Here is a 22,265-nt window from a genome sequence, read left to right as displayed (position 1 = left end):
GATTGATTCCATCACGTATCTAACTACCAAAGAAAGGATCTCCGAAGATGAAAAAACTCATCATGAAAGCGCTTGCTATATGGCATGAAGCTCGAGTAGCGTATCGAAATCGTTATGTGAGCCATCGCCTAGGTAGCTAACGACTAGAGTATGTAAATCTATCTCGATGGCATCGAGATGTTTTGAGGCACGATTAAAGGGCGAAAGCTGAATGGGCTGGAGTTGCGAGCATTGACTTCTACTTCTACAGCCTGCACCTGTTCAGCGCCCATGACTTCAAGTCTGTAAACATTTTCAATCAATTGCTTCTGCCGATTGTGAAGTGGCTGATCAATCTTTAGCTGATGACTGTCACCATGAATTAACAGGATTGGAATGGGTAGTTTTTCAGATTGCTCTTGGAGAAGGGCGATCGTATCTCTGAAGCCGCTACTAGCATTTGACGCTAATTCGGGTGAGTAGAAGATGTCCGCTTGAAATGCAAAAATTATTCCCGAATATTTTTTATCTTTCGCCATCAGGAATGCTTGATTAATCCAAGCCAAGTTCGCACTATTCCGCAAGGCATACTCTTGATTGGATGCTTGATCTCGACCAAAATTATTATTGGATCCCGGTATATGTACATTAACAAATAAGAAGCCGGACTTAGTCCACATCGAATTTTCAACATAGGTAGAAAATGGTGGCATAAGGTCAGCTTGGCGCTGCAACTTCATTTTGGTTCTACCAAAGCTATTGCTCGTACTGAACTGCGTTGATCTAATGTGATCTAAGCGTTCTAATGGGTCATATCCCCCAGCTAATTCTCGGTGGCAGTCAGTCCATTCATTGTCACCAATGCTATAGATTAAAGGTGCCTGAAAGGAATTGAAATATACCGTCATTTTTTCAACATGCTCGTTGCTGCAGAGGGAGCTACCTGATTTTGTATCGCCCACAAAAATCGAGAAAGCGGGTTTTTGATGATTGATGGATGCGATTAAGCGCTCAAAGCGGGGAAAGTCTGCGGGTTGAGAGTAGGGCATATCACCTAAGGCAATAAACTTAAATGATTGTGAATACACATTTCCCGAAAACAGGGAGCATGTTGCCAAAATGATTAGGCTAGATCTGATGGTGAGCCATTTTTTTGTAACCATTAAAACCTCCAAGTAAAACCAATTTCTGAGCGTGAAGCGCTCACACCGGCATTGCTAACTACAATACCCATATTTTCTGCGCTACGCATGTACGATAAACCGATATCCAGATCATCGATTGGTGAAAAAATGGCTGCCAGTAAGGCATAGTTCGTTAAATACGGCTGATCCGTTGGTGGGTTTGTAGTGATGCCAATATCTACTGCAAGCCTGAAACCGTTAACCACTGTCCAAACAGGCGCTGCCGATAAGAAAATAATATTCTTTCTGTTGGGATTTGTGCTCCCCCCAATGAGATAGTTCGTGTTGTAAGGCGAGTTCGTGTAGGAGGCATTTACATGTAACTCTACTTTATCCCAGTATCGAGAGCCAATGACGTTTAAGCCATAGCTCGGCAAGGCCAGATTTAGTCCTTGTACTTGTTGTTGTATCGTGCCTGGCAAAGTAAAGCTAGGCTTTACCGCTAACCCCCATTTACCATCCTGAGCCTCTGCAAATCGCCACTTGAGAGCAATGACCTTATTTGCGACGGAAGAGTAATTTCCTCTAGGATAGGCAAAATTAGTGGCTCCCAATGAGACTTCAATATTTTCAGAGATGCCGCGGATGTAAGTAAATGGAAATGCTTTGGCATTATCGATTCCAAAGTACTCTTCACCTGGAGTATTCAAATCTACTGAGTTTGCTGAACCGCCCCCATGAAACGCAGTTTTAAAGAAATACAGCTCTATTTGATTTCGATCTTTTGGAACAGTCCCTGCATCATCCGTATTCAGTGGTTCAAATGCTTTAACGGTAAGGGGGATCAACAATAGTAGAAGAGCGATCAAGCGCATTTATGAAATGACTTATCTCAAGTAAAGCCATTAAATTACCTTTTCAATATGACATATTAGTGTCATGAATGCTGAAGTGTCCATTCCAAAGACCTTTTCTCTGCTGGCTTTAATCAAACTGAAATATATACCCTCTACGATCGCCATAGAGTTGATCGAGATTTAAAAGGGGCCGCAAATAATGACTCAGGAAATGAAAGACAACCTATCCCAAGTTTTCCGTCAGCATGACTTAAGGCTTAATTTGGACCAGAGTAATGAGGATCATCCTAGTGGACAAGCGCCTGCACTTAAAGCATTCTCCTTACAAGCTACCTCAAGTCCTTTTGTGGTGAGTAATCCGTATGCATTACAACTCGATGAAATCATTTAACTCTCAATCTCAATGAGTAGCCCGCATTCTATTTTGTTTCTGTGTAATGGAAATTCTGCAAGATCCATTCTGGCGGAGGCTCTTGCTACTACACTTAGCCATGGAAAATTTATCGGTTATTCCGCTGGTGCGAAGCCTGCTGGCAATGTTCACCCGATAGCAATAGAATTAATCAAATCCATGGGTTATCCATTGCAACTCCTCCGCAGTAAGAGTTGGGATGAGTTTGGCCGTGAGGGTTCGCTCAGGATGGATTTCATTATTACTTTGTGTGATTCTGCGGCTGGTGAAGAATGCCCCTACTGGCCAGGACACCCATCAACAGCCCATTGGGGGTTTCCAGATCCCACGGCTGTCGAGGGAGGGGATGAATCTGTGTTGCATGCTTTTAAGAAAGTCGAGATCGGCTTGCGTAATCGGATTGAATTGCTGATGGACCTACCTATAGCCCAGCTTGATCGTGAGGAATTGAAAGAGCGACTTCAAAGTATTCATCATCACATTCAGTTTGGTCAGTAATTCTCTAGGATTGCTTAGGGAGCTGTAATAATGAGCCTATATTCCCTATAGGAGCAGGTATGTCAGCCACCCCAATGAGTCTAAAAGCGCTAGCAAGATCCCAATCAAAAATCGCTCATAGATTAGCTGTGCTGACCCCAATAGCGCTTCATCATGGCAAGCGCATGAGTATTCAGAAGCGCCTCAAAAAAGGTCGAGCTCTGCGTCAGCAGGTGAGCTTCGCTGATCAAGCTATCTACACGCCACCAAAGCACCGAGTGGGACCAATTACTATTTTGGAGATGCAGGCTAAACACCGGATTGAATCCCTCATCCCCATTCGATATCAGCGGATGTTGGAATCCCCCTTTACTTTTTATCGAGGTGGTGCAGCCATCATGGCACAAGATTTAGCCAATCAACCAACAACGAATATCAATGTCCAACTTTGTGGCGATATGCATGTATCGAATTTTGGTTTATTTGGAACGGCTGAACACCGACTCGTATTTGGTATTAACGATTTTGATGAAACCCTGCCAGGCAGCTAGGAGTGGGATATCAAACGCTTGGTCGCTAGTGCCGTGATTGCCTGTCAATCACTGGGCGGGTCTGATGCTCTTTCTAAAAAATTAGTTTACAGAATTAGTTCGGAGTATCAAAAGCGAATGGCTGAGTATGCCCACATGCCTTATCTCGATCTAGCTCAGCAATTTATTGGTGAGAAAGACATTCGCAAGCACTTCAACCCGCTTCATCAAAAGAAGTTAGATGTCTACCTCAAAGAAACTCGAGGTCAAAATAATGTCCAGATCTTAGAAAAACTCACTACCTTGGTTGGAAAGAATCGCAAGATAATTAATAAGCCGCCTCTTATTGAGCACTTCCATAAAAAAACTCAAGGTATTTCGATTGAGAGTCTGGTTGAAAAAGCACTTCTAAATTACAGCGCCACTTTGCTCGCTGATCGCCACGTGCTATTTCAGCGTTATGCATTACAAGACTTCGCTAGGAAGGTGGTGGGTATTGGTAGTGTCGGCACAAACTGTTTGGTGTTGTACTTTATTGGGGACAGTCAAAAGGATCCACTATTTCTCCAGTACAAGGAGGCCCAGGAGTCTGTGTTAACGCCTTACTTAGGTCGTTCTACCTATCCGAATATGGGTAGACGAGTAGTAGCTGGGCAGCGATTGCTGCAAGGTGCACCGGACATCTTTTTAAATTCCGGGGAAATTCATGACGAGGCTAATCATGTCCAAGACTTTTATCTACGACAACTAAGAGATATGAAGGGTGGTATTGAGATAGGTCCTGGAGGCGTCTCTTTGAGTAACTTTTCTGACTACGCAAGGCTCTTTGGCTGGGCGCTTGCATTAGGTCATGCGCGTTCTGGTGATGCGGCAATGATTTCGGGTTATTGCGGTCAATCTAAAGAGTTTGACCAGGCGATGTATGGATTTGCTGTTGCCTATGCTAAGCAAAATCACTCAGACTATGAGGCCTTCTGCCGCGCTGTTAAATCTGGTCAGATTAAAGCGGCTAAATAGTATTTGCCTCAATGAGCCGAAAAAGGGCCTTTTGAGCCTGTTTTGTTTGATGTCATGTAATTGTCATCAAGTGTAGCGATATTAACCATTTACATTCCCACCATATTCTGCCTACCATGAACACATCTTTTTTTAAACCTATTCTCCTATTAGCTATTTTTGCTTCGCTGTCTAATCTAGTACATTCAGCGGCAATCTATCCCATTCAAAATGCAGCTATTCTTGCTGGATCTCAATTTGATATTAAGGTGGAGCTAGATAGTGTGGTTTCGATAGAGGAGGTTGACGTCCGACTCAATGGCAAGCCCATCTCCAGCACTATCAAACAGCAAGTCAGTTTTATTCCCAATGAGGCAGGCAAGGGAAGCTCTCTGCTTTATCGCGATGTGCAGTTGGCTAAGGCGGGGCCCTATACCTTGACTGTCAAAACTAGCCAAGCGACTCAACAAGTTACTTGGGATGTCTATGCGAGCGGACCCAGAAAAGTAAAAAACATTATTCTTTTTGTGGGGGATGGCATGACTATTGCGAACCGAACCTCTGCACGAGTTTTATCTAAAGGGATATCTGAAGGCAAGTATCAAGGCAAATTGTCTTTTGACGATATGCCGAACATGGCTCTGATTGGTACTTCTGGCTCCGACTCTCTCATAACAGATTCTGCTAATTCAATGAGTGCATACACAACTGGGCATAAGACCGCTGTCAATGCTATGGGTGTTTATGTTTCAAGGGCGAGTGATAACCTATCCCATCCTAAAGTAGAGACGATTGCTGAATTAATTAAGCGTAAGACAAATATGTCAGTGGGCATTGTTTCTGATGCGGAGTTGCAGGATGCGACCCCTGGAGCGATGGTTGCTCATACTCGGAGGCGGGCAGATAAGTCCTATATTGCAGATCAGTTATTGGCTAGTGGTGCTGAAGTAATTTTAGGTGGTGGGTCTGCTTATTTTTATCCACAAACTTCGAATGGGTCAAAGCGTAAAGATGAGAAAAACTTAGTAGAGCAATTCAAATTGAAGGGCTATGAACTTGCATTCACTAAGAATGAATTGCTCAAGATGGGCAATGCTGTCGGGACTAAAAAGCTCTTCGGTGTATTCCATCCTGACAATATGGACGGCTCTCTAGATCGATTCTTTTTAAAGAAAAATACTGTTGAGCAATACCCTGATCAGCCGGATTTAACCGATATGACGAGATCAGCAATCAATGTCTTATCCAAAAACCCCAATGGCTTTTTCTTGATGGTGGAGGCCGCCTTAATTGATAAATTTAATCATCCATTAGACTGGGAGCGAGCAGCATTCGATACGATTATGTTGAGTAATGCCGTACAGATTGCAAAAGATTTTGCTAAAACTCACCCAGATACTTTAATCATCGTTACTCCAGACCATACACACAGCGGATCGATTAGTGGCGTAGTGAATGATGCTAAGCCAGGCCCATTGAGAGAGAAAGTGGGGGTCTACGCAGACGCTGGATATCCTAATTATCCTAAAGCAAATATAGAGGGGTATCCGAATCAAATTGACGTCTCTAAGCGTCTCGCATTCTTTTATGGTAACTATCCGGATCACTACGAAACCCTGCATCCCAAACTCGATGGCACATTTCAGCCTGCTGTGAAAGATGAAAGCGGTAAATATGTAGCTAACCCAAAATACATTCAACTGCAGGAAGATGCGATTCACGTTGGGGGCAATTTACCCTCCCATCAGGAGTCGGGTGTGCATACTGCTGATGATGCTGTGCTCAACGCCATCGGTCCCGGAGCAGAACAATTCCGTGGGTTTATGGACAATACGGAAGTCTTTAAAGTAATGGTGAAATCGCTCGGTCTTGGTCAGTAATACTCTGTTAATGCACTGACATGGAATCTATCAACAACATTGACTTTCTTTCTTTGGCCGATACGGCTATTAGCCTCAGCACTGCTTTTGTTCTAGGGGGTCTCATTGGAGTTGAACGTCAGTATCGTCAAAGAACGGCTGGTTTACGGACCAATATATTGGTTGCCGTCGGAGCAGCCATTTTTGTAGATGCGGCTAATCGCTTAGTAGGCCACGAAGGAGCCGTCCATGTGATGGCTTATGTGGTCTCTGGCATTGGTTTTTTGGGTGCTGGTGTCATCATGCGCGAAGAGGGTAATATTCGCGGCATTAATACCGCAGCAACACTGTGGGGGTCAGCAGCAGTTGGTGTGTGCGCAGGAGCGGATCTGATTCTCGAAGCAGTGTTGGCTACTTGCTTTGTCCTCGCTGCAAATACTTTATTAAGACCAGTAGTGAATTTAATTAATCGGCAACCTTTAGATACCGAATCTGTAGAGGTAACCAATTCTGTTTACATCATCACTCCAAAGCATTCTCAAAAAATAGCCTTGAAGCAATTTATTGAGACCTTAGAACTCGCTGGTTATCAAACCCAAGATATTGAGGTTCATCAGTTTGGTGTTGATGATGTAGAGATCCAGGCTGTTCTGACTGCCACAGCAGTAAATGGGGATCAAATGGATGCCTTAATTGCCGATATAGCGAGTCTAGATTATGTCAGTCAAGCGTTTTGGAGTCCCAGTACGACTGATTAAAGTCGTCTAGATCTGGATCTGTCTTCATTTTGAAATATTGATGGTTCACCATACGGCTGTGAACACTATATCCCAAATCCCTCTTTCTGTCATTACTTGCCCCCACTGTCAGGGCCATGACATTGTCGAGATTCCCCAAGGATCCTCTCATCATTTTTACCGTTGCCCTTCTTGCAGTGGTATTTTGAAGACCAAGTCCGGAGACTGCTGCATTTTTTGTAGTTTTGGGAGTTTAGATTGCTCTAGTTCAGAACAAAATTTAGCTGCATAGGCCGGATTAGGTCGGGGAAGCGAGTAGACTAATGGCTCTTTTCATGATTCTGTCACGAAAATTTCATAAAATAGTCATATTCATTTTAGCGTAGCCCCAACTGGAATCATTTTGGCATCAAATCAAGACGTCTCAGGAAGCAATGCATCAGGCCTAGTCGCTGCAGTCGATTTAGGTTCTAATAGTTTTCGGATGTTGGTGGCACAAGTAGTGCATACGCCCTCGGGTACTCAACTGCGTCCCATTGATACCTTGCGCGAATCAGTGCGTTTGGCAGCTGGATTAACTGATAATAAATTATTGGGTAATGAGGCCTATCAGCGTGGGATAACAGCAATACGACGCTTTGGGGAGCGCATTCGCGGTTTTGACCCCGCTAAAGTGCGTGCGGTGGCTACAAATACGCTGCGAGTCGCAAAAAATGCCTCAAGCTTTATTCGTGATGCTGAAGAGGCTTTAGGATTCCCCATTGAAATTATTGCAGGCGTTGAAGAGGCCCGTTTAATCTACATTGGTGCTGCACATGAAGTGCCAGCAGTCCAAGGTAACCGTTTGGTGGTGGATATTGGTGGGGGCTCGACCGAGTTCATCATTGGAAGAGGCTACGAGCCTAAGTTGATGGAAAGTCTTTACATTGGCTGTGTTTCTCATAGCCTGCGTTTCTTCCCCAAAGGAAATATTGATGCCCATGCCTTTAAAGAGGCTGAGCTAGCAGCCCGCCGAGAGATTCAGGTCATTTCTGGAGCGTATTTGAAGTCGGGTTGGAATCAAGTTATTGGGTCTTCAGGAACGGCGCGTGCCTTATCTGAGCTCATTGCAGACAACCACTTTAATGGCCTGGCAGATGGACTCACGATGGGGCGGGTTAACGGATCAAGCGGCTTGATTACGCTCGATGGCCTAAAGGCAATGAAGAAGCATTTGCTGAAGTATGAAAATATCAGCCAAGTTGAATTGAGTGGTCTGAAAGATGATCGACGCTCAGTATGGCCTGGTGGGCTCGCCATTATGATTGCGGTCTTCGAAGAGCTAGGTATTGAAAGTATGGAAGTGACCGATGCCGCGTTGCGCATTGGGGTTTTATACGATTTATTAGGTAGGTCACAGCACGACGATATGCGATTTGTCACGGTTGAGCAATTTATGCAGCGCTATGCAGTCGACCGAGAGCAGGCTAAACGGGTCGGAAATTTAGCAGCTGAGTTCTTAGCTCAATTGCCGAAACCCAGTGAAGAAAGCAGGATTGACAATATCGCTTTGTTGCAGTGGACTGCCAACTTACATGAAATTGGTTTATCGATTTCTCACAACGGGTATCACAAGCATTCAGCCTATATTGCAGGTAATGCAGATATGCCTGGCTTTTCTAAGAATGATCAAGCGCGTTTAGCTGCCTTGCTGATTGGACATACTGGAAAACTAGGTAAGTTAGCCAATAACGCCAGCTTTTCTGACTGGCGTATGCTGTTCTGTTTACGTTTGGCTCAAGTTCTGTGTCGTGGCCGTAATAACAGCCATTTACCTAAGGTGAAGGTATCAGAGCACGATGGCTCCTATTTGGTGAGCCTCTCAAAAGAGTGGGCTAATCAACACCCGCTCTCTGAATTTAGTCTTTTAAAAGAGGCGGCCGAATGGGAGCGCATCGGCCGGCCTTACAGCATTAGCTTGAAATAAATCCTATGCGCCGAAAAAATGCTTAGCGTAACGCGGATTAATTTCTGATAAACGCAACATAGTGAGTACGTCTGCAGTATTGAAGTCTGGATCCCAAGCAGGCGCACTACAAATCTTAGCACCCAATTTTAGGTAGCCTTTGATCAATGGTGGAGGTTCAACTTCTAAGCCACCGTTGAGGCGATCTAATGGCAAGGGTAGGCGTGGGAAAGCATGGTTCTCTACGGGCGCTATTTGCTCATTGCTGAGGGAGTTATAGAGACTAGCTGCAAAGTGACCACCATCCGCCATTGGAATACTCGCACAACCCAACATGATTTCGTATTCATGCTTGAGCATGTATTGGGCAAGACCACTCCATAGTGCCATGATGACTGCGCCGGAGCGATAGTCCTCATGAACACAAGATCTACCAACCTCTACCATTTTTGGGCGCAGGTGGTTTAAGCGAGTGAGGTCAAACTCAGAATCAGAGTAGAGGCGGCCGATTTCTAATGCTTTATGAGGAGGTAGCACCCGATATGTGCCGACTACCTTGAGTGTCTCTTGGTCGCGAATGAGTAAGTGATCGCAATACGTATCAAACTCATCAACATCTAAGTTTTCAGGATGAGGAGGAAGTTTGGCACCCATTTCTTCTGCAAACACCTTATAACGCAAGCGTTGTGCTTCTTTAATTTCACTAGTACTGTTAGCCCAAGAAATTTGGAAAGCAGGACGCTTTGCTTTCGCTATCGCCTTTTCAGGTATTGCTGCAGCTTGAATATTCTGTCCTGAACGCGCGCGAGTAGCAAACTTCTTACCGAATAATTTTTTAGCCAATTTCTTCGAAAAGAGTTTTTTAATAGTCTCTGTTTTGCTGCTCTTAACCTTCTTGCTCTTAAAGGGCTTACCTTCAAAGCGAGAATTGAAAATATCAAATGCGCCTAGCGGGTTTGGAATATCTGACATAGTTTTCCTTGAGTAGTTCTGTTAATAGTAGAGATGATGTCTGATCAATGTATGGCAAGTGGAATACAAATGGTGATCCAAAACAGGGCTGCAATCAGCAGGGAGAGCATGACGGCAGCTGAACCAAAGTCTTTTGCCCGTTTTGACAAGTCATGGTGCTCAAAGGAGATACGATCGATCGCAGCCTCAACGCTCGAATTCAGCAGTTCGACAACTAGCACCAGGATTAATGAGGTAATCAGCGCACATTTTTCTATCGGAGTGATCGGAAGAAAAAAGGCGATTGGCGTGAGCACAGCAAGCAAAGTAAGTTCTTGTCTAAAGGCACTCTCTTCCTCGAATGCATACACAATCCCACACCAAGAGTTCTTAGCTGCGTGCCAAGCTCTAGTGAGTCCCCGATTGCCTTTGTGGGGATTCTGATTGATGTTGTAAGGAGCAGTCAAAATAGGGTCTTAAGCAAGGGCAGTGACATGCGCTTCAGTTGAGGGGACCGGCTTAATGTGATTGGCGAATTGCTCCGAAGCAGCCCTCCAAGAGAACTTTTCAGCATGCGCTCGGGCTACTTCTCTTGGAATTTTGAGGGCTTCTAGGCAGGCTTCACGCAAATCTTCATTCATAGCTCCTGCTGGAGAATTGCCCAGAACATCAATCGGGCCAGTCACAGGGTAGGCTGCTACAGGTGTTCCACAGGCCATGGCTTCAAGCAACACCAAGCCAAAGGTATCCGTTTTACTGGGGAAGACAAAAACATCAGCAGCAGCATAGACCTTTGCTAACTCTTGCTGCTGAAGGACGCCAAGATAGTTAATATCCGGATATTTTTCTTTAATACCTGCCAATGCGGGACCATCACCTACAACCCATTTAGAGCCTGGTAAATCGATTTCTAAAAAGGCATTAATGTTCTTTTCAACGGCGACTCTACCGACATAAAGAAAAATTGGATGGGTGGTGTTGAGCGTTTTCGAGTCTTGCATTTTAAAAATATCTAGATCTACACCTCTGGACCACAGAACCACATTATTGAGACCATACTTTTCTAAATCATCTTTAACCACAATGGTCGGTGCCATAACAGCCATCGATGGTCCGTGGAACCAGCGAATGAATGCATAGGTAATCGCAAGCGGGATGCCAGTACGTGCTTTGACATACTCCGGAAAGCGGGTGTGATAAGCAGTCGAGAAGGGAAGTTTATTTTTGATAGCGTAAGCGCGGGCTGATAAACCGAGGGGACCCTCTGTAGCAATGTGCATTGCATCTGGTGCGAATGCTTTAATACTGCGGGCTACTTCTTTCCCTGGGAATAGTGATAACGCAATATCGGGATAGGTAGGGCAAGGGATGGATTTAAAGCCATTTGGGGTGATCATTTCGACCTCGTGGCCCATCGCGATGAGTTCGGCACAGGTTTGCTTCAATGTTCTCACAACGCCATTCACCTGTGGATCCCATGCGTCGGTGATGATCATAATTTTCATACGGTAGCCTCTTTGATAAGTGCTTCAATCGTAGGTTGGAAAGTGATCTCAGGAGTTTCAACTGGATCCCCTTGAATTTTGGTCCAGTAAATGATTTTGAGTTCACCTTCTGTAGTCTCCACTAAAGCAGATAGGCTTTCAACCCAATCGCCATCATTGCAATACAGTAGGACATCGATCTCGCGAATTTCTGCCTTATGAATATGACCACATACGACACCATCACAATTGCGGAGGCGGGCTTCTCTAGCCATGATGTGTTCAAAATCAGCAATATAACTAACCGCATTTTTGACTTGATGCTTCAGGTATTGAGAAAGAGACCAATACTGCAAGCCCATCTTGATCCGCAGTAGGTTGTAGTAGCGGTTGATGTACAAAATGAAAGAGTAAAGCGAGTCGCCAACGTATGCTAGCCATTTAGCGTATTGCATCACACCATCAAATAGGTCGCCATGAGTGACCCAGAGCTTACGACCATCTAACAAGGTATGAATGGTTTCTTCTTGAACCTGAATGTCCCCAAATGACATACCAAAATACTGCCTGGCAGCTTCATCGTGATTGCCAGGAATGTAAATGACTTCAGCGCCTTTGCGAGCCTTGCGCAGTAGTTTTTGAACTACGTCGTTGTGAGATTGTGGCCAGTAAAAGGACTGTTTTAAGCGCCAACCATCGATAATGTCACCAACTAGATAGAACTTATCGGCCTCATTGTGCTTTAAGAAATCGAGGAGGTAGTTAGCTTGACACCCTGAAGTTCCTAGGTGTATGTCTGAAATCCAGATAGCTCTGTAATGCATCATGAGTAAGCATTAAGCCTAGTCATCATGTAATCATCATGACATTTTTATGACATTTTGATGACATGATTTATATTGATGCTTGAATATGAAATGTCTATCCTCAAAAATCCAATCTCATAAGACATCAGCACTTCTCCGTATCTGGGTGTGGTGGCAAATAGGGATTCATGTGACTTGCGGTATCTGTACGCTGTCATTTCTCTTTCCATTTCTGAGCCGCAGAAACAAGGATCGAAAAATTCAAGAATGGTCGAAGCGTATTCTCAAGATATTCAATATTGAGCTGGTCGTTCAAGGCGCTGGTTTGCTCCACCATACCCCGCACTTAATTGCCTCTAACCATGTTTCCTGGTTAGATATTCATGTGATTAATGCATTTCAACCGATCCGTTTTGTTGCTAAATCCGAAGTGGCGGGGTGGCCCATATTCGGCTGGATGGCTAAACAATTGGGTACCGTGTTTATCCGTAGAGATAGTGCCCGCCATGCTAGACAGGTAGTGGGGCAGATGGCGGAAGTGCTGAAGACGGAATCCATCTGTATTTTTCCGGAGGGAACCTCAACGGCTGGAGTGACTGTTCTGCCTTTTAAGCCGAATCTTTTCGAGTCGGCCATCCTTGCCCAGGTGCCTGTTTTTCCGCTCGCTATCCAATACCTCTCAAAAGTGACTGGTGAAAGGAGTGAGTCCCCAGCATTTATTGGGGATATGGGCTTATTGGAATCCATGTCCAATATCATCAAAAATCGCTCCTTAATGGTTAAAATTACCATCCTAAATCCCTACTTAAGCGATGCACAGAGCACACCTGATCGCAAGAATTTAGCCAATGATTGCCAGGATGCCATCGCTAAATCCCTCAAGGCAGCATAAGTAATTAAAATGTCATATCCTTGAGATAAAAAGTGACTAACGAATCAAGGCATTAGGGGAAGAAATGACTTCAAAGCATGATGAGATGGCTGAGTGGTATCGACGCGCTCAAGTAGATATTCTCGATAGTATGGATGAAGAACTTGAGATGGAGCTTGATGATGACCGTCTCTCGCAAGATGGTGGCAGTGCATCAGTCATTCCTCGCCAAGTCTATTTTAAGGAATTATTTCGTCTACAGGGTGAACTAGTAAAGCTCCAAGACTGGGTTGTAGAGAAAAAGCTAAAGGTGGCAGTGATATTCGAAGGTCGTGACTCTGCGGGTAAGGGCGGCGCCATTAAGCGTATTACTCAAAGACTGAACCCCCGCGTGTGTAGGGTGGTGGCATTAAACGCCCCAAGCGAGCGGGAAAAAACGCAGTGGTATTTTCAGCGCTATGTCTCTAATTTGCCTGCTGGTGGCGAGATTGTCCTGTTTGACCGCAGCTGGTACAACCGTGCCGGCGTAGAGAAGGTGATGGGATTTTGTACCGATGACGAGTACGAGGAATTTTTGCGCACAGTACCCGAGTTTGAGCGCATGATTATTCGCTCAGGAATCATCTTAATAAAATACTGGTTCTCCATCTCGGATGATGAGCAGTACAGTCGCTTTATGATACGGATACATGATCCCTTAAAGCAATGGAAGTTAAGCCCAATGGACTTAGATGCGCGTCGTCATTGGGAGGCTTATACCAAGGCTAAGGAGACGATGTTGGAACGTACCAACATTCCAGAGGCCCGATGGTGGGTCGTTGCTGCGAACGATAAGAAAAAAGCACGCTTGAATTGCATCACCCATTTGCTGGATCAAATCCCCTATCAGGAAATTGAGCATCCGGAGATTACTCTGCCTGAACGTGTGCATAATCCGGATTATTTGCGTGGTCCTGTGCCTCGGCAAATGTACGTGCCCGAGGTCTACTAAGCCCTGTGGAAAGTGTTAATCTCTTATAAATTAAGGGATTAATACATGAAATTACACGAATCGATTACCAATCGGGAGTTCAAGCTCCTCATCAAGCCAAAAGGCTTAGACCGCCGTAGCAAAATTGCCGAATTAAGTAATCAAATTCTGGCTTATTGCAAAAAGAGCAAAGTAGATTTTTTCCATTTAGACAACGCCACTACAGGTTTGCGTAATATTTATTTTTACGATACGCCGGGAGAAGACTTACGCCGCAACAACATTATCTTGCGCGTACGGGAGTCGCGCCAAAACGTGTGGGTCGACGATTGGTGTGAGGTGACTCTCAAATGCCGAGCGCATGATTTACTTGAATCCTCACATTTCAATCCTGCTCCGAATAAAAAGATCAAAGCGAGACTGCGCCTCAAAGAAGAGATCTTGCGTGGAGATGATGTGGGTTCAAAGAGATCCATCTATTCTAACAACGCTATTTTAGATGCCGTTCCCTTGGATAATTTATTTGATCGAACGCTGGGTAGCGCTACTAAATTCTTCCCTGGTTTAGCCCATTTATCCATTGATAAACAATTACCACTACGGATAGTTGGCGGAACTGGAAATAAAATTCTAGAAGCGTGTTTACCAATCGGCAATCTAGTGTTTGGTGACGGCGTTCAGGCTCACTGCGATATTGCTATTTGGATGAAGAGTGTAGGGGAGCCCATCGTTGGAGAGTTGGCATTCTCCTATCGAGTCAATGATGAAAATCGCACGCAGGCAAAGGCACACAAGCGTGCTGATAAGTTTTTTAAAAAGCTGCAGATTGAGTTGGCCGACTGGCTGGAGATCGGGAGCACAAAAACAGCCTTAGTGTATGGCAAGCCAGAGTGACTCTAGAAGCTGATCCTATAGTTGTAGATGATAAAGCTCCAGCGCTCCGGGATCTATTTGTCCAATTTCTGCTAATTGGTGCTATTAGTTTTGGCGGTGGAATTATTGCCTACGAGCGCATTCTCCTGGTAGAAAAGCGTAAGTGGCTATCACCCGATGAATTCATGGCCTACTTGGCCATTAGCCAAACCATGCCTGGACTCAATTCAGTCAATATGGCTGTCTTAGCAGGCGATCATCTGCGTGGCGCCATCGGGGCAGTGATTGCCACTATAGGCTTAATTTTACCGGGTAGTCTATTTGTACTAGCGATAGGAGTTCTATATGCCAGCTCGGCTGATCACCCCCTGGCAAATCTGGTTTTGATTGGCATTGCAGCAGCTGCTTCTGGCTTACTGGCCGCGATCACTTATCGTATTGGTGAGGACAATTGGCGCCACCTCAAGTCGCTCCTCATCATTGTTGCCACCTTCTTACTCATGAGTATTGCCAAATTATCCTTACCGTTGGTTCTGCTCATCATGGCACCTATTGCTATCTATCTCTATCGACCGGGTCAGGGCACGTGAGTCTGTTAATCAATCTTGCTTCGAGCTTTGCATTACTCTCGATTTTGGCTGTAGGGGGAGGCACTGCCGTCCTACCCGAGATGCAATCATTACTCTTGCACCAGTTTGGTATTGATCACACCCAATTTGTACATATCTATAGTATTGGTCAATTAGCACCTGGACCCAATATGTTGATGGTCCTAGTGCTGGGCTATCAGTTGGCGGGCTTAATCGGTGCCGGTGTCGTACTACTTTCTTTCTTTTTACCTTCTAGCCTTCTGTGCTTTTATGTGGGCAGACTCTGGAATCGATTAGGTGAGAGCCCTTGGCGCAGAACGATTCAAAATGCCTTAGAGCCAATTTCTTTAGGGCTCATGGCTTCTGGTGTCTATGCGGTTGGCAAGGCATCCATTGTTAGTCCCATCACCTTGGTTCTTGCACTTGCAACCCTCTACCTGATTCTCAAAACCAAAATTAATCCGGTGTGGATTATTCTGGGCTCAGGTGCTGTTAGTGCGACAGCAATCCATTTTTTGTAGCCCATGCTTTAGAACGCACCCCTGACACCAACCATCATACTTCTCCCGGGTTGGGGTGCATAAAGTCTGACTGCCATTGGTGTGGTCGCATAGCGAATCTGTTCATTGAGTAGGTTCTTGAAGTTCATAAAAACCGTCCAATTCACATCCTTTACTCTTTCTGTATAAGAGAGGCCCGCATTGAGTAAGTTGTAACTTGGAGCAGGGCCTTGCTCCCAATTGGCTAATCGATTCTGTTGATAGCTATAGATGTAAGTAGTGCTAGCTAACCAACCATTTTTTTGATGCGCCAGCTCTGCACCTAAACGCGGAGCTGGTTGCAGGGGAAGGTTCCCACCTGCATCAAACGTACCTTGTGAGGCATCGCCAAAGACACGTCCACCTAAGCCAGTTTGATTCCAGTTATAGGTAAGCTCACCTTCAATGCCCTTAATAGTGGCCGCAGCTTGCTGGGCAGTCACTACATTAAATCCGTTGCCTTCTTGACCTGGATTATTGATGGATGTTCCGGTGTAGTAACCATAAATATAGTTATTGAAACGATTCGCATAGAGAGTGGCTTTACTTTTCAGAGGGCCATTGGTTTTTTGGAGATTGAATTCGAAGTTATGCGAAGTCTCTTTAGTGAGATTGGGGTTTCCAATATCAAAAGTAGCAGTCGATTCATGCGCACCATACGAGTAGAGTTCCTGCGCGCTAGGAGCCCGTTGTGAAACTGTGTAAGCAAGGCCAGCACCATAGCCTCGCATAAAACTCCATAAACCACCTGCAGAATAAGAGAGGAGATTAAATCTGCGATTTTGTAAGGCTATCTCAGGCGTAACACCGCCAGTCGGTGGGGAGGTAGGCTGCTGCTCTAAGGCAGTTCCTAAATTGGGATTTTGGGCAACGTTGTTGTAACGAAGGCCTAGACTACCTTGTAGAGAATTCCATTGACCTTCTTCAATCCAAAATAAGGCATTGGAATTGGTCTTCGTTGGAGGAACAATGGCGTAACTACCAGTGCCTACTTCAGTAGCATTGAGTGATGCTGCGCTTACCTGTGCACCGAAAGTCCCTTTCCAACCCGCAATTGGGTTATGGGCTAATTCAAGACGAGCTTCATTGGCAATATTTTTCCATTGTGATGCCGCGACGCCAACATTGTTAAATTCAGTATGGTTGTAATTTGAATTCGCAGCGCTGAATTTAATCGAAGAAAAACCAGCAAATGGATCACGTGTTTGATGCTGCAGATCATAGCGATTCTGTGACTGATTGATTGAGCCGCCATCAGCCGTCGGAATGCCATAGTTATTGTTTAGGCGTTCAACTGACACACCGGTGTAGCCAGACTCTCCAATATGAGAGATACCGAATCCGAAATTATTTTGATTGCTAAACGAGTTCGGCAACTTACCGCTGTAGTTATTGCCGTTATTGCCAGTGGGCGGTATAGTCCAGCCGCCTGCCGGCTCCCCTTGTGATTGGGTTGAGTTGCCCGGGATACGGTAGTTGTTGGCATTATTAATGGCAGTATCCACGTGCACCGCCACTGAACCAAAGCCGCCATCGAGCTCTAAAGCACCAGCACGCCCATTGTTGACAGTTTCATAGCTTGTATTGATGGCACCGGTTGGTCTGTCTGGCAGATTGGTCAAGATGCGGTCGTTCACTACATTGACTAGTCCGCCACTCGAGCCTGAGCCATAGAGTAGGGCGGCAGCGCCACGCAGGATTTCCACTTGATGGGCATTTTGCATATTGTTGCCAACAGCGTGGTCTTGCGAGATGTTTGAGACATCACCAACAGATAAACCATTTTGCAGAATTTGCACCCGTGAGCCTTCCAGACCACGTATCACGGGTCGAGAAGAGCCGGCACCATAACCTGTAGCAGACATACCCAACTCATTGGCTAGAGTGGCACCAAGCGTGCTACCAAGTTTATTTAATAGCTCATCCCCTTGAAGGACCTTCGTGGGCGTCAAAATGCTTTGCGTAGCTTCCTGTGAACCCGTTGCAGTAATTTCAAAATTGGATGCTGGTGTTTGAGCAACCGCTAATGAATTCAGAAGTCCAGATATCAGAATAAAAATGCATTTCTGTTTATTTAAAACATCGTATTGGTACTGCATATTGAAGCTTTCATTCTGATGAATGCTCCTGTTAATGGAGCACTCAATAAATCGGCAAGCCAGGCTTCCGCTTGGCCAGATGGGGATTTATAGAATGAGGCTAGGCGGCGCTCTCGATTGATAAAGTTGAGCCTGAATGCGAATAGGGGTGGTTTGATCAGATGCAGACTCCAGAGTCTTGAAGGGGGTCTGCACTGCAAATGTAGCGGGGTCAGCAGGAACAAATCCTGCAAGCGTAAGCGCATCCAACAAATGGCAGTTAGCAGAACTATGCCCAAACGTGGGTGCCTGGTCTATACAGCTCAGTTCACTATTGTGATGTTGGATTCCGGAATGGGTGATGCTGTGAACAAAGCCAATCCAGTGAGTGCCCAATAAGCTAACGACCAGAAAACTCAGAGCAATCCATCCCCTGAGCTGCTTTCTGAGTGTGCTTAAAAATAAGGCGTTCATGCCCCGAATCTTACAGTATTTGCCTCAATAGGCCATCACGGTGTAGAATAGTGGTTCCGTCGGAGTGTAGCGCAGCCTGGTAGCGCACCTGCTTTGGGAGCAGGGGGTCCAAGGTTCGAATCCTTGTACTCCGACCACTTTCCTGATTGTTCTAGATACAGACCCAGCATATTCTGCCCATAGCTCAGCTGGATAGAGCAACGCCCTTCTAAGGCGTAGGTCGCACGTTCGAATCGTGCTGGGCAGGCCAAATTTCAAATTAGTTCATATAAAAGTAGGCTGGTAGATCGTGGTCTATTGGCTCAATCATTATCTAGCTTGGCTAGCGTATGGTTCAGCCTGGCCTAGCGAAGGGAATCCTTTTGACTATGTGCAACCCAACGACTGGGCGATTTTAATGAAATTTAGGGGCAGGTCATTTAGTGTCGGTTTGACCCGACTATCTAGCGTCACTTAACGCGACAGTTGGGGTGGAAAGGTGGGGAGGGTATTTGATGTACTTTGGACACTGAAAGTTAGCTAACTGAGGATATCCGGATGGCAGAGATCGGCCAATAGCGGTCGGTAGAGCAGAGGATTGAAAATCCTTGTGTCGGTGGTTCGATTCCGCCCCTGGCCACCAAGAATCTCGATAGCCCACATGTTGGGCTATTTTCTTTTATGGCTTGGCAGGATTAGATGCATTAATCTCGAATATTCCCATCTAGAAATGCCCTTTAAAAGGACAAATCAATTATTCATCCCTGCGTCAGTCAATGTCGTTTAAAACGACAATATCTTTCAGTTGCCGTACCAGCTGGGGAATCATTCTTTCATTGGTAGAGCCATAGCCAATGACAAGGCCGAATGTTTTTACCCTGTTAGGGTGGATATAAAAATCACTTAGGGGCTTGACGGCAATGCCAAGAGCATTCGCTTTTTTAGCCCAAGACTTATCGTCAATCTTTTGATTAAAGACTAGAGTTAAGTGGGTGCCAGCATTTCCTCCAAGAACAGAGGCTTTACTGTTAAATGCTTTTATTAATTCACGATTAAGGACTTCTTTTCTCTTTCTGTATATTTCTCGAGCCCCTTTAATGTGTCTATCCAACTCGCCCGATTCAATGAATCTAGCTAAGGCCAATTGCTCAATTCCTTGACCTTGTCTATATAAATGAGTGTATTTTGGCGCTAAAGAATCAACTGCCCACTTAGGTAAAACCATATAACCAATCTTTAAGCTGGGATATAGTGATTTACTGAAGGTGCCTAAATAAATAACTGGCGCTGTAGGGTCAAGCTCCTGTAAAGGCGTAATTGCTGTATCAAGATAATTAAATTCATTGTCGTAATCATCTTCGATAATCCAGGCGCGATATTTTTTTGCTCCTTTGAGTAGTTCAAGTCTTCTTTGTAGAGACATCACTGAGCCCAGTGGATATTGGTGTGATGGCGTGACAAAGATTAGGCGCGGAGTTTCCTTTTCCCATAGGGCTTGATTTGCTAGCATTCCTTGGCTATCAATATCTACAGGAATAATAGATAGGCCTGATGTCTCTAAAGACTTTCTAGCAAAGAAGTAGCCCGGATTTTCAATCCAAACCTTTTCGCTAGGGTCAGCTAAAACTTGACCACAAAAGTCAATCGCCATTTGGGTGCCACCCGTAATGAGGATTTGCTGTGGTGAGCAGTTCAGTCCTCTGTTATGTCTGAGAAAGTGAGTAATAGATTCTTTTAGTTTTTGTTCGCCACCACTGGATGAATAGCTCAGGTGTTGGGCGCCAACAGTTTTCCAAGCGTACTGAATACATTTAGCCCACCGGTTAAATGGAAAATGCTCAACATCTGGAATTCCTGGGGCAAACGGCAAGTAGTATTGAATCGGTTCAGCTTGAGTGTAAATTGATTGCCCCCGCTTCGATAGCCTGGGGAGGGTGGCAACTTTATTTTTATTGGCCGATCTTTTGGGATGATTTTCAAATACAGCAATTTGAGTCACTTTTTTGTTTACAACTAAAAACCCTTCAGACTTTAGTTGCTCGTAGGCAAAGATGACTGAGTTCCTCGCAATCTTCAGAGAGTCAGCCAACTCCCTTGTCGAGGGCAAAGTCTCTCCTTCAGTCAAGCGCCCATCTAGGATTGCCCGCCTAAGCAACTCATAAAGGCGCTGTTGGCGTGAGCGGCCATCAACTGAATGGGCGGGGCCAAGTTCTTGGGCTGTGACAGGAGGATACATTGGCTCTATTTTTGTGAATAAATGGATCTATTTTTAGATCCAAATATATTTTATGCTTAAAACTCTTAAACCAATTTGATTTCTTACGATGACAACCAACCTCAATCAACTCCCTACTGATCTACCTATTCCTCAAGATGATGGCTCAACCAATCATTTAAAGGGAATGAAACTGCCCAATGTTTCTTTAAATGCCACTAATGGTAAGACTGTTAACTTTGGCGACATTAAAGGTAAATTGGTTATCTATTGCTATCCAATGACAGGGCAGCCTAATGTTGCCTTGCCTGATGGTTGGGATCAAATTCCTGGGGCAAGAGGTTGTACGCCTCAGAGCTGTTCATTTAGAGATCACTATCAAGAGCTTCAAGCATTGGGCGCAGAGGTTGTAGGCTTAAGTGTTCAAACTACGGATTATCAAAAAGAGATGGCTGATAGACTTCATTTGCCATTTCCAATAGTTAGTGATGTGAACTATCAATTTCAAAAGGCATTGAATATGCCAACCTTTGTAGCGGCTGGGATGACTTTATTAAAGCGGGTTACATTAATTGCCAATAATGGGGTAATTGAGGCGGTTCACTATCCGATTTTTCCAAGTGACAGCGATCCAGCCTGGGTGATTGATTATTTGAAGGGTCATCAGGGATAGGCATCCTAGGCCCTGGTTCGATTCCGCCCCGGGCCACCAAGAGAAGCCAAAACCACCTTCGGGCGGCCTTTCCTTGAAGGTCTGCTTTGGGTCAGTAACTGCCCCATTGAGAATATTGACCCAGACGTCTCAAATCGGCCTTGAATTCAACTGATCGATGCAACACACTACAAACTGCGTAAGCAAAAGGAGTGTTGCACATGAAACAACGACCCCGAATCTATTACACGGCCACCCAGAAGGCTTTAATGTGGGAACGCTGGCAAAAAGGCGATAACCTTCATCAGATAGCGCAGTTATTTGATCGGGGCCACTCTTCTATCCAGCGTATTTTGGCCGAAAGTGGTGGCATCAGACCTCCTGAGCGAACTCGATCAGCTTTAGCGCTGACTTTGGCCGAGCGAGAAGAGATCTCCCGCGGCCTAGCAACGGGACAACCCCTTCGCTCTATCGCTCAGCTTTTAGGTAGATCGCCTTCTACAGTTAGTCGGGAGGTAAAGCGCAATGGTGGTGCCAAAGACTACCGGTCAGCTGGGGCAGATAGCTCAGCTTGGGATCGAGCACTTCGTCCCAAGACTTGTAAACTGGTCTTGAACAAGCCCTTGGCAAGTATCGTGACAGACAAGCTGCAGCTCTTGCAGTGGTCGCCACAACAGATTGCCGGATGGTTAAAGCAAACGTATCCAGATGACGAAAGCTATCAGGTGTCACACGAGACTATTTATCGCAGCCTCTTTATCCAAGCCCGTGGAGCCTTGAAGAAAGAGCTCGTGGCACATTTACGCCGTACCCGCATCATGCGTCGTTCGCGGCATCACACACTTAAAGATCAAGCTCTGGGTAGTA

Annotated in this window: 22 protein-coding genes, 3 tRNA genes and 1 pseudogene; 17 read left to right on the top strand and 9 right to left on the bottom strand. The window is 45.2% G+C overall.

All coding sequences use genetic code 11. The features are described from left to right. Positions 1 to 158 precede the first annotated feature (158 nt). Both ICN15_RS10460 and ICN15_RS10455 read right to left on the bottom strand, forming a co-directional pair. Positions 159 to 1,142: a hypothetical protein gene (locus tag ICN15_RS10460; RefSeq protein WP_216202691.1), complete on the bottom strand. Its 984-nt coding sequence runs from the start codon at positions 1,140 to 1,142 to the stop codon at positions 159 to 161. Beyond that, complete coding sequence (locus ICN15_RS10455; protein ID WP_216202690.1) at positions 1,142 to 1,978, bottom strand: hypothetical protein; 837 nt, start codon at positions 1,976 to 1,978, stop codon at positions 1,142 to 1,144. The genes ICN15_RS10460 and ICN15_RS10455 overlap by 1 nt, the downstream gene beginning before the upstream one ends. A 181-nt stretch (positions 1,979 to 2,159) precedes the next feature. Here ICN15_RS10455 and ICN15_RS10450 point away from each other — a divergent pair, with 181 nt between their 5' ends. The 7 genes and pseudogenes from ICN15_RS10450 to ICN15_RS10420 all read left to right on the top strand — a co-directional run bounded on the left by ICN15_RS10450 (position 2,160) and on the right by ICN15_RS10420 (position 8,937). Further along, positions 2,160 to 2,351, top strand: a complete 192-nt coding sequence (locus ICN15_RS10450) for a hypothetical protein (protein ID WP_216202689.1) — start codon at positions 2,160 to 2,162, stop codon at positions 2,349 to 2,351. A gap of 12 nt (positions 2,352 to 2,363) precedes the next feature. Next, the gene (locus ICN15_RS10445) at positions 2,364 to 2,870 is read left to right on the top strand and encodes an arsenate reductase ArsC (protein ID WP_216202688.1); all 507 of its coding nucleotides are present in this window, start codon (positions 2,364 to 2,366) and stop codon (positions 2,868 to 2,870) included. Between the two features lie 59 nt (positions 2,871 to 2,929). Then, a pseudogene (locus tag ICN15_RS10435) lies at positions 2,930 to 4,396 on the top strand (DUF2252 domain-containing protein). A gap of 116 nt (positions 4,397 to 4,512) precedes the next feature. Then, positions 4,513 to 6,255 (top strand): alkaline phosphatase, encoded by a 1,743-nt coding sequence (locus tag ICN15_RS10430; RefSeq protein WP_216202685.1) that lies wholly within the window; start codon positions 4,513 to 4,515, stop codon positions 6,253 to 6,255. Between the two features lie 20 nt (positions 6,256 to 6,275). Next, complete coding sequence (locus ICN15_RS10425; RefSeq protein ID WP_216202684.1) at positions 6,276 to 6,992, top strand: MgtC/SapB family protein; 717 nt, start codon at positions 6,276 to 6,278, stop codon at positions 6,990 to 6,992. Between the two features lie 40 nt (positions 6,993 to 7,032). Then, positions 7,033 to 7,263, top strand: a complete 231-nt coding sequence (locus tag ICN15_RS10945) for a GDCCVxC domain-containing (seleno)protein (RefSeq protein ID WP_304609514.1) — start codon at positions 7,033 to 7,035, stop codon at positions 7,261 to 7,263. A gap of 192 nt (positions 7,264 to 7,455) precedes the next feature. Then, positions 7,456 to 8,937, top strand: coding sequence for a Ppx/GppA phosphatase family protein (locus ICN15_RS10420; protein ID WP_216202757.1), 1,482 nt, complete (start codon positions 7,456 to 7,458; stop codon positions 8,935 to 8,937). A gap of 3 nt (positions 8,938 to 8,940) precedes the next feature. On the opposite strand, the gene ICN15_RS10415 is transcribed toward ICN15_RS10420, so the two are convergent. The 4 genes from ICN15_RS10415 to ICN15_RS10400 are packed head-to-tail and all read right to left on the bottom strand — an operon-like array spanning position 8,941 to position 12,178. Next, positions 8,941 to 9,888 carry a GNAT family N-acyltransferase gene (locus ICN15_RS10415; protein ID WP_216202683.1) on the bottom strand — a complete coding sequence of 316 codons (948 nt, stop codon included), beginning with the start codon at positions 9,886 to 9,888 and terminating at the stop codon, positions 8,941 to 8,943. Between the two features lie 44 nt (positions 9,889 to 9,932). Then, on the bottom strand, positions 9,933 to 10,334 hold the full coding sequence (locus ICN15_RS10410; protein ID WP_216202682.1) for a diacylglycerol kinase: 402 nt from the start codon (positions 10,332 to 10,334) through the stop codon (positions 9,933 to 9,935). Between the two features lie 9 nt (positions 10,335 to 10,343). Beyond that, entirely contained in the window at positions 10,344 to 11,372 is a 1,029-nt protein-coding gene (locus tag ICN15_RS10405) for a glycosyltransferase family 1 protein (RefSeq protein WP_216202681.1), read from the bottom strand. Beyond that, entirely contained in the window at positions 11,369 to 12,178 is an 810-nt protein-coding gene (locus tag ICN15_RS10400) for a UDP-2,3-diacylglucosamine diphosphatase (protein WP_370625447.1), read from the bottom strand. Before ICN15_RS10400 ends, ICN15_RS10405 begins: the two co-directional genes overlap by 4 nt. Before the next feature lie 169 nt (positions 12,179 to 12,347). Between ICN15_RS10400 and ICN15_RS10395 the strand changes: the two genes are divergently transcribed. The 5 genes from ICN15_RS10395 to ICN15_RS10375 all read left to right on the top strand — a co-directional run bounded on the left by ICN15_RS10395 (position 12,348) and on the right by ICN15_RS10375 (position 15,982). Next, positions 12,348 to 13,049, top strand: coding sequence for a lysophospholipid acyltransferase family protein (locus tag ICN15_RS10395; RefSeq protein WP_370625446.1), 702 nt, complete (start codon positions 12,348 to 12,350; stop codon positions 13,047 to 13,049). Between the two features lie 64 nt (positions 13,050 to 13,113). Further along, on the top strand, positions 13,114 to 14,019 hold the full coding sequence (gene ppk2, locus ICN15_RS10390; protein WP_216202679.1) for a polyphosphate kinase 2: 906 nt from the start codon (positions 13,114 to 13,116) through the stop codon (positions 14,017 to 14,019). A gap of 45 nt (positions 14,020 to 14,064) precedes the next feature. Beyond that, complete coding sequence (locus ICN15_RS10385; protein WP_216202678.1) at positions 14,065 to 14,892, top strand: hypothetical protein; 828 nt, start codon at positions 14,065 to 14,067, stop codon at positions 14,890 to 14,892. Then, a complete protein-coding gene (locus tag ICN15_RS10380; protein WP_216202677.1) occupies positions 14,889 to 15,461 on the top strand; it encodes a chromate transporter in 573 nt (190 codons plus the stop codon). Before ICN15_RS10385 ends, ICN15_RS10380 begins: the two co-directional genes overlap by 4 nt. Next, the gene (locus ICN15_RS10375; protein ID WP_216202676.1) at positions 15,458 to 15,982 is read left to right on the top strand and encodes a chromate transporter; all 525 of its coding nucleotides are present in this window, start codon (positions 15,458 to 15,460) and stop codon (positions 15,980 to 15,982) included. Before ICN15_RS10380 ends, ICN15_RS10375 begins: the two co-directional genes overlap by 4 nt. An 8-nt stretch (positions 15,983 to 15,990) precedes the next feature. Here the strand turns inward: ICN15_RS10375 and ICN15_RS10370 are convergent, their stop codons facing one another. Together ICN15_RS10370 and ICN15_RS10365 are read right to left on the bottom strand one after the other, a co-directional pair. Beyond that, complete coding sequence (locus tag ICN15_RS10370) at positions 15,991 to 18,099, bottom strand: TonB-dependent receptor (protein WP_216202675.1); 2,109 nt, start codon at positions 18,097 to 18,099, stop codon at positions 15,991 to 15,993. 87 nt (positions 18,100 to 18,186) lie between these two features. Beyond that, positions 18,187 to 18,552: a hypothetical protein gene (locus ICN15_RS10365; protein ID WP_216202674.1), complete on the bottom strand. Its 366-nt coding sequence runs from the start codon at positions 18,550 to 18,552 to the stop codon at positions 18,187 to 18,189. A gap of 60 nt (positions 18,553 to 18,612) precedes the next feature. Between ICN15_RS10365 and ICN15_RS10360 the strand changes: the two genes are divergently transcribed. The 3 genes from ICN15_RS10360 (at position 18,613) to ICN15_RS10350 (ending at position 19,174) form a co-directional block, all read left to right on the top strand. Continuing rightward, a tRNA-Pro gene (locus ICN15_RS10360) sits at positions 18,613 to 18,689 on the top strand. Positions 18,690 to 18,725: 36 nt separating this feature from the next. Continuing rightward, positions 18,726 to 18,802, top strand: a tRNA-Arg gene (locus tag ICN15_RS10355). 299 nt (positions 18,803 to 19,101) lie between these two features. Beyond that, positions 19,102 to 19,174: transfer RNA gene (locus ICN15_RS10350), tRNA-Phe, on the top strand. 126 nt (positions 19,175 to 19,300) lie between these two features. On the opposite strand, the gene ICN15_RS10345 is transcribed toward ICN15_RS10350, so the two are convergent. After that, positions 19,301 to 20,767 carry a PLP-dependent aminotransferase family protein gene (locus ICN15_RS10345; RefSeq protein ID WP_216202673.1) on the bottom strand — a complete coding sequence of 489 codons (1,467 nt, stop codon included), beginning with the start codon at positions 20,765 to 20,767 and terminating at the stop codon, positions 19,301 to 19,303. 88 nt (positions 20,768 to 20,855) lie between these two features. Between ICN15_RS10345 and ICN15_RS10340 the strand changes: the two genes are divergently transcribed. After that, positions 20,856 to 21,419: a peroxiredoxin gene (locus ICN15_RS10340; RefSeq protein ID WP_216202672.1), complete on the top strand. Its 564-nt coding sequence runs from the start codon at positions 20,856 to 20,858 to the stop codon at positions 21,417 to 21,419. Positions 21,420 to 21,619: 200 nt separating this feature from the next. Then, a partial coding sequence (locus ICN15_RS10335) for a helix-turn-helix domain-containing protein (protein WP_216202671.1) occupies positions 21,620 to 22,265 on the top strand: 646 nt, incomplete at its 3' end.

The sequence above is a fragment of the Polynucleobacter sp. CS-Odin-A6 genome (assembly GCF_018882095.1).
Classification (GTDB): Bacteria; Pseudomonadota; Gammaproteobacteria; order Burkholderiales; family Burkholderiaceae; genus Polynucleobacter.
This window is presented reverse-complemented; position numbering and strand designations above follow the sequence as displayed.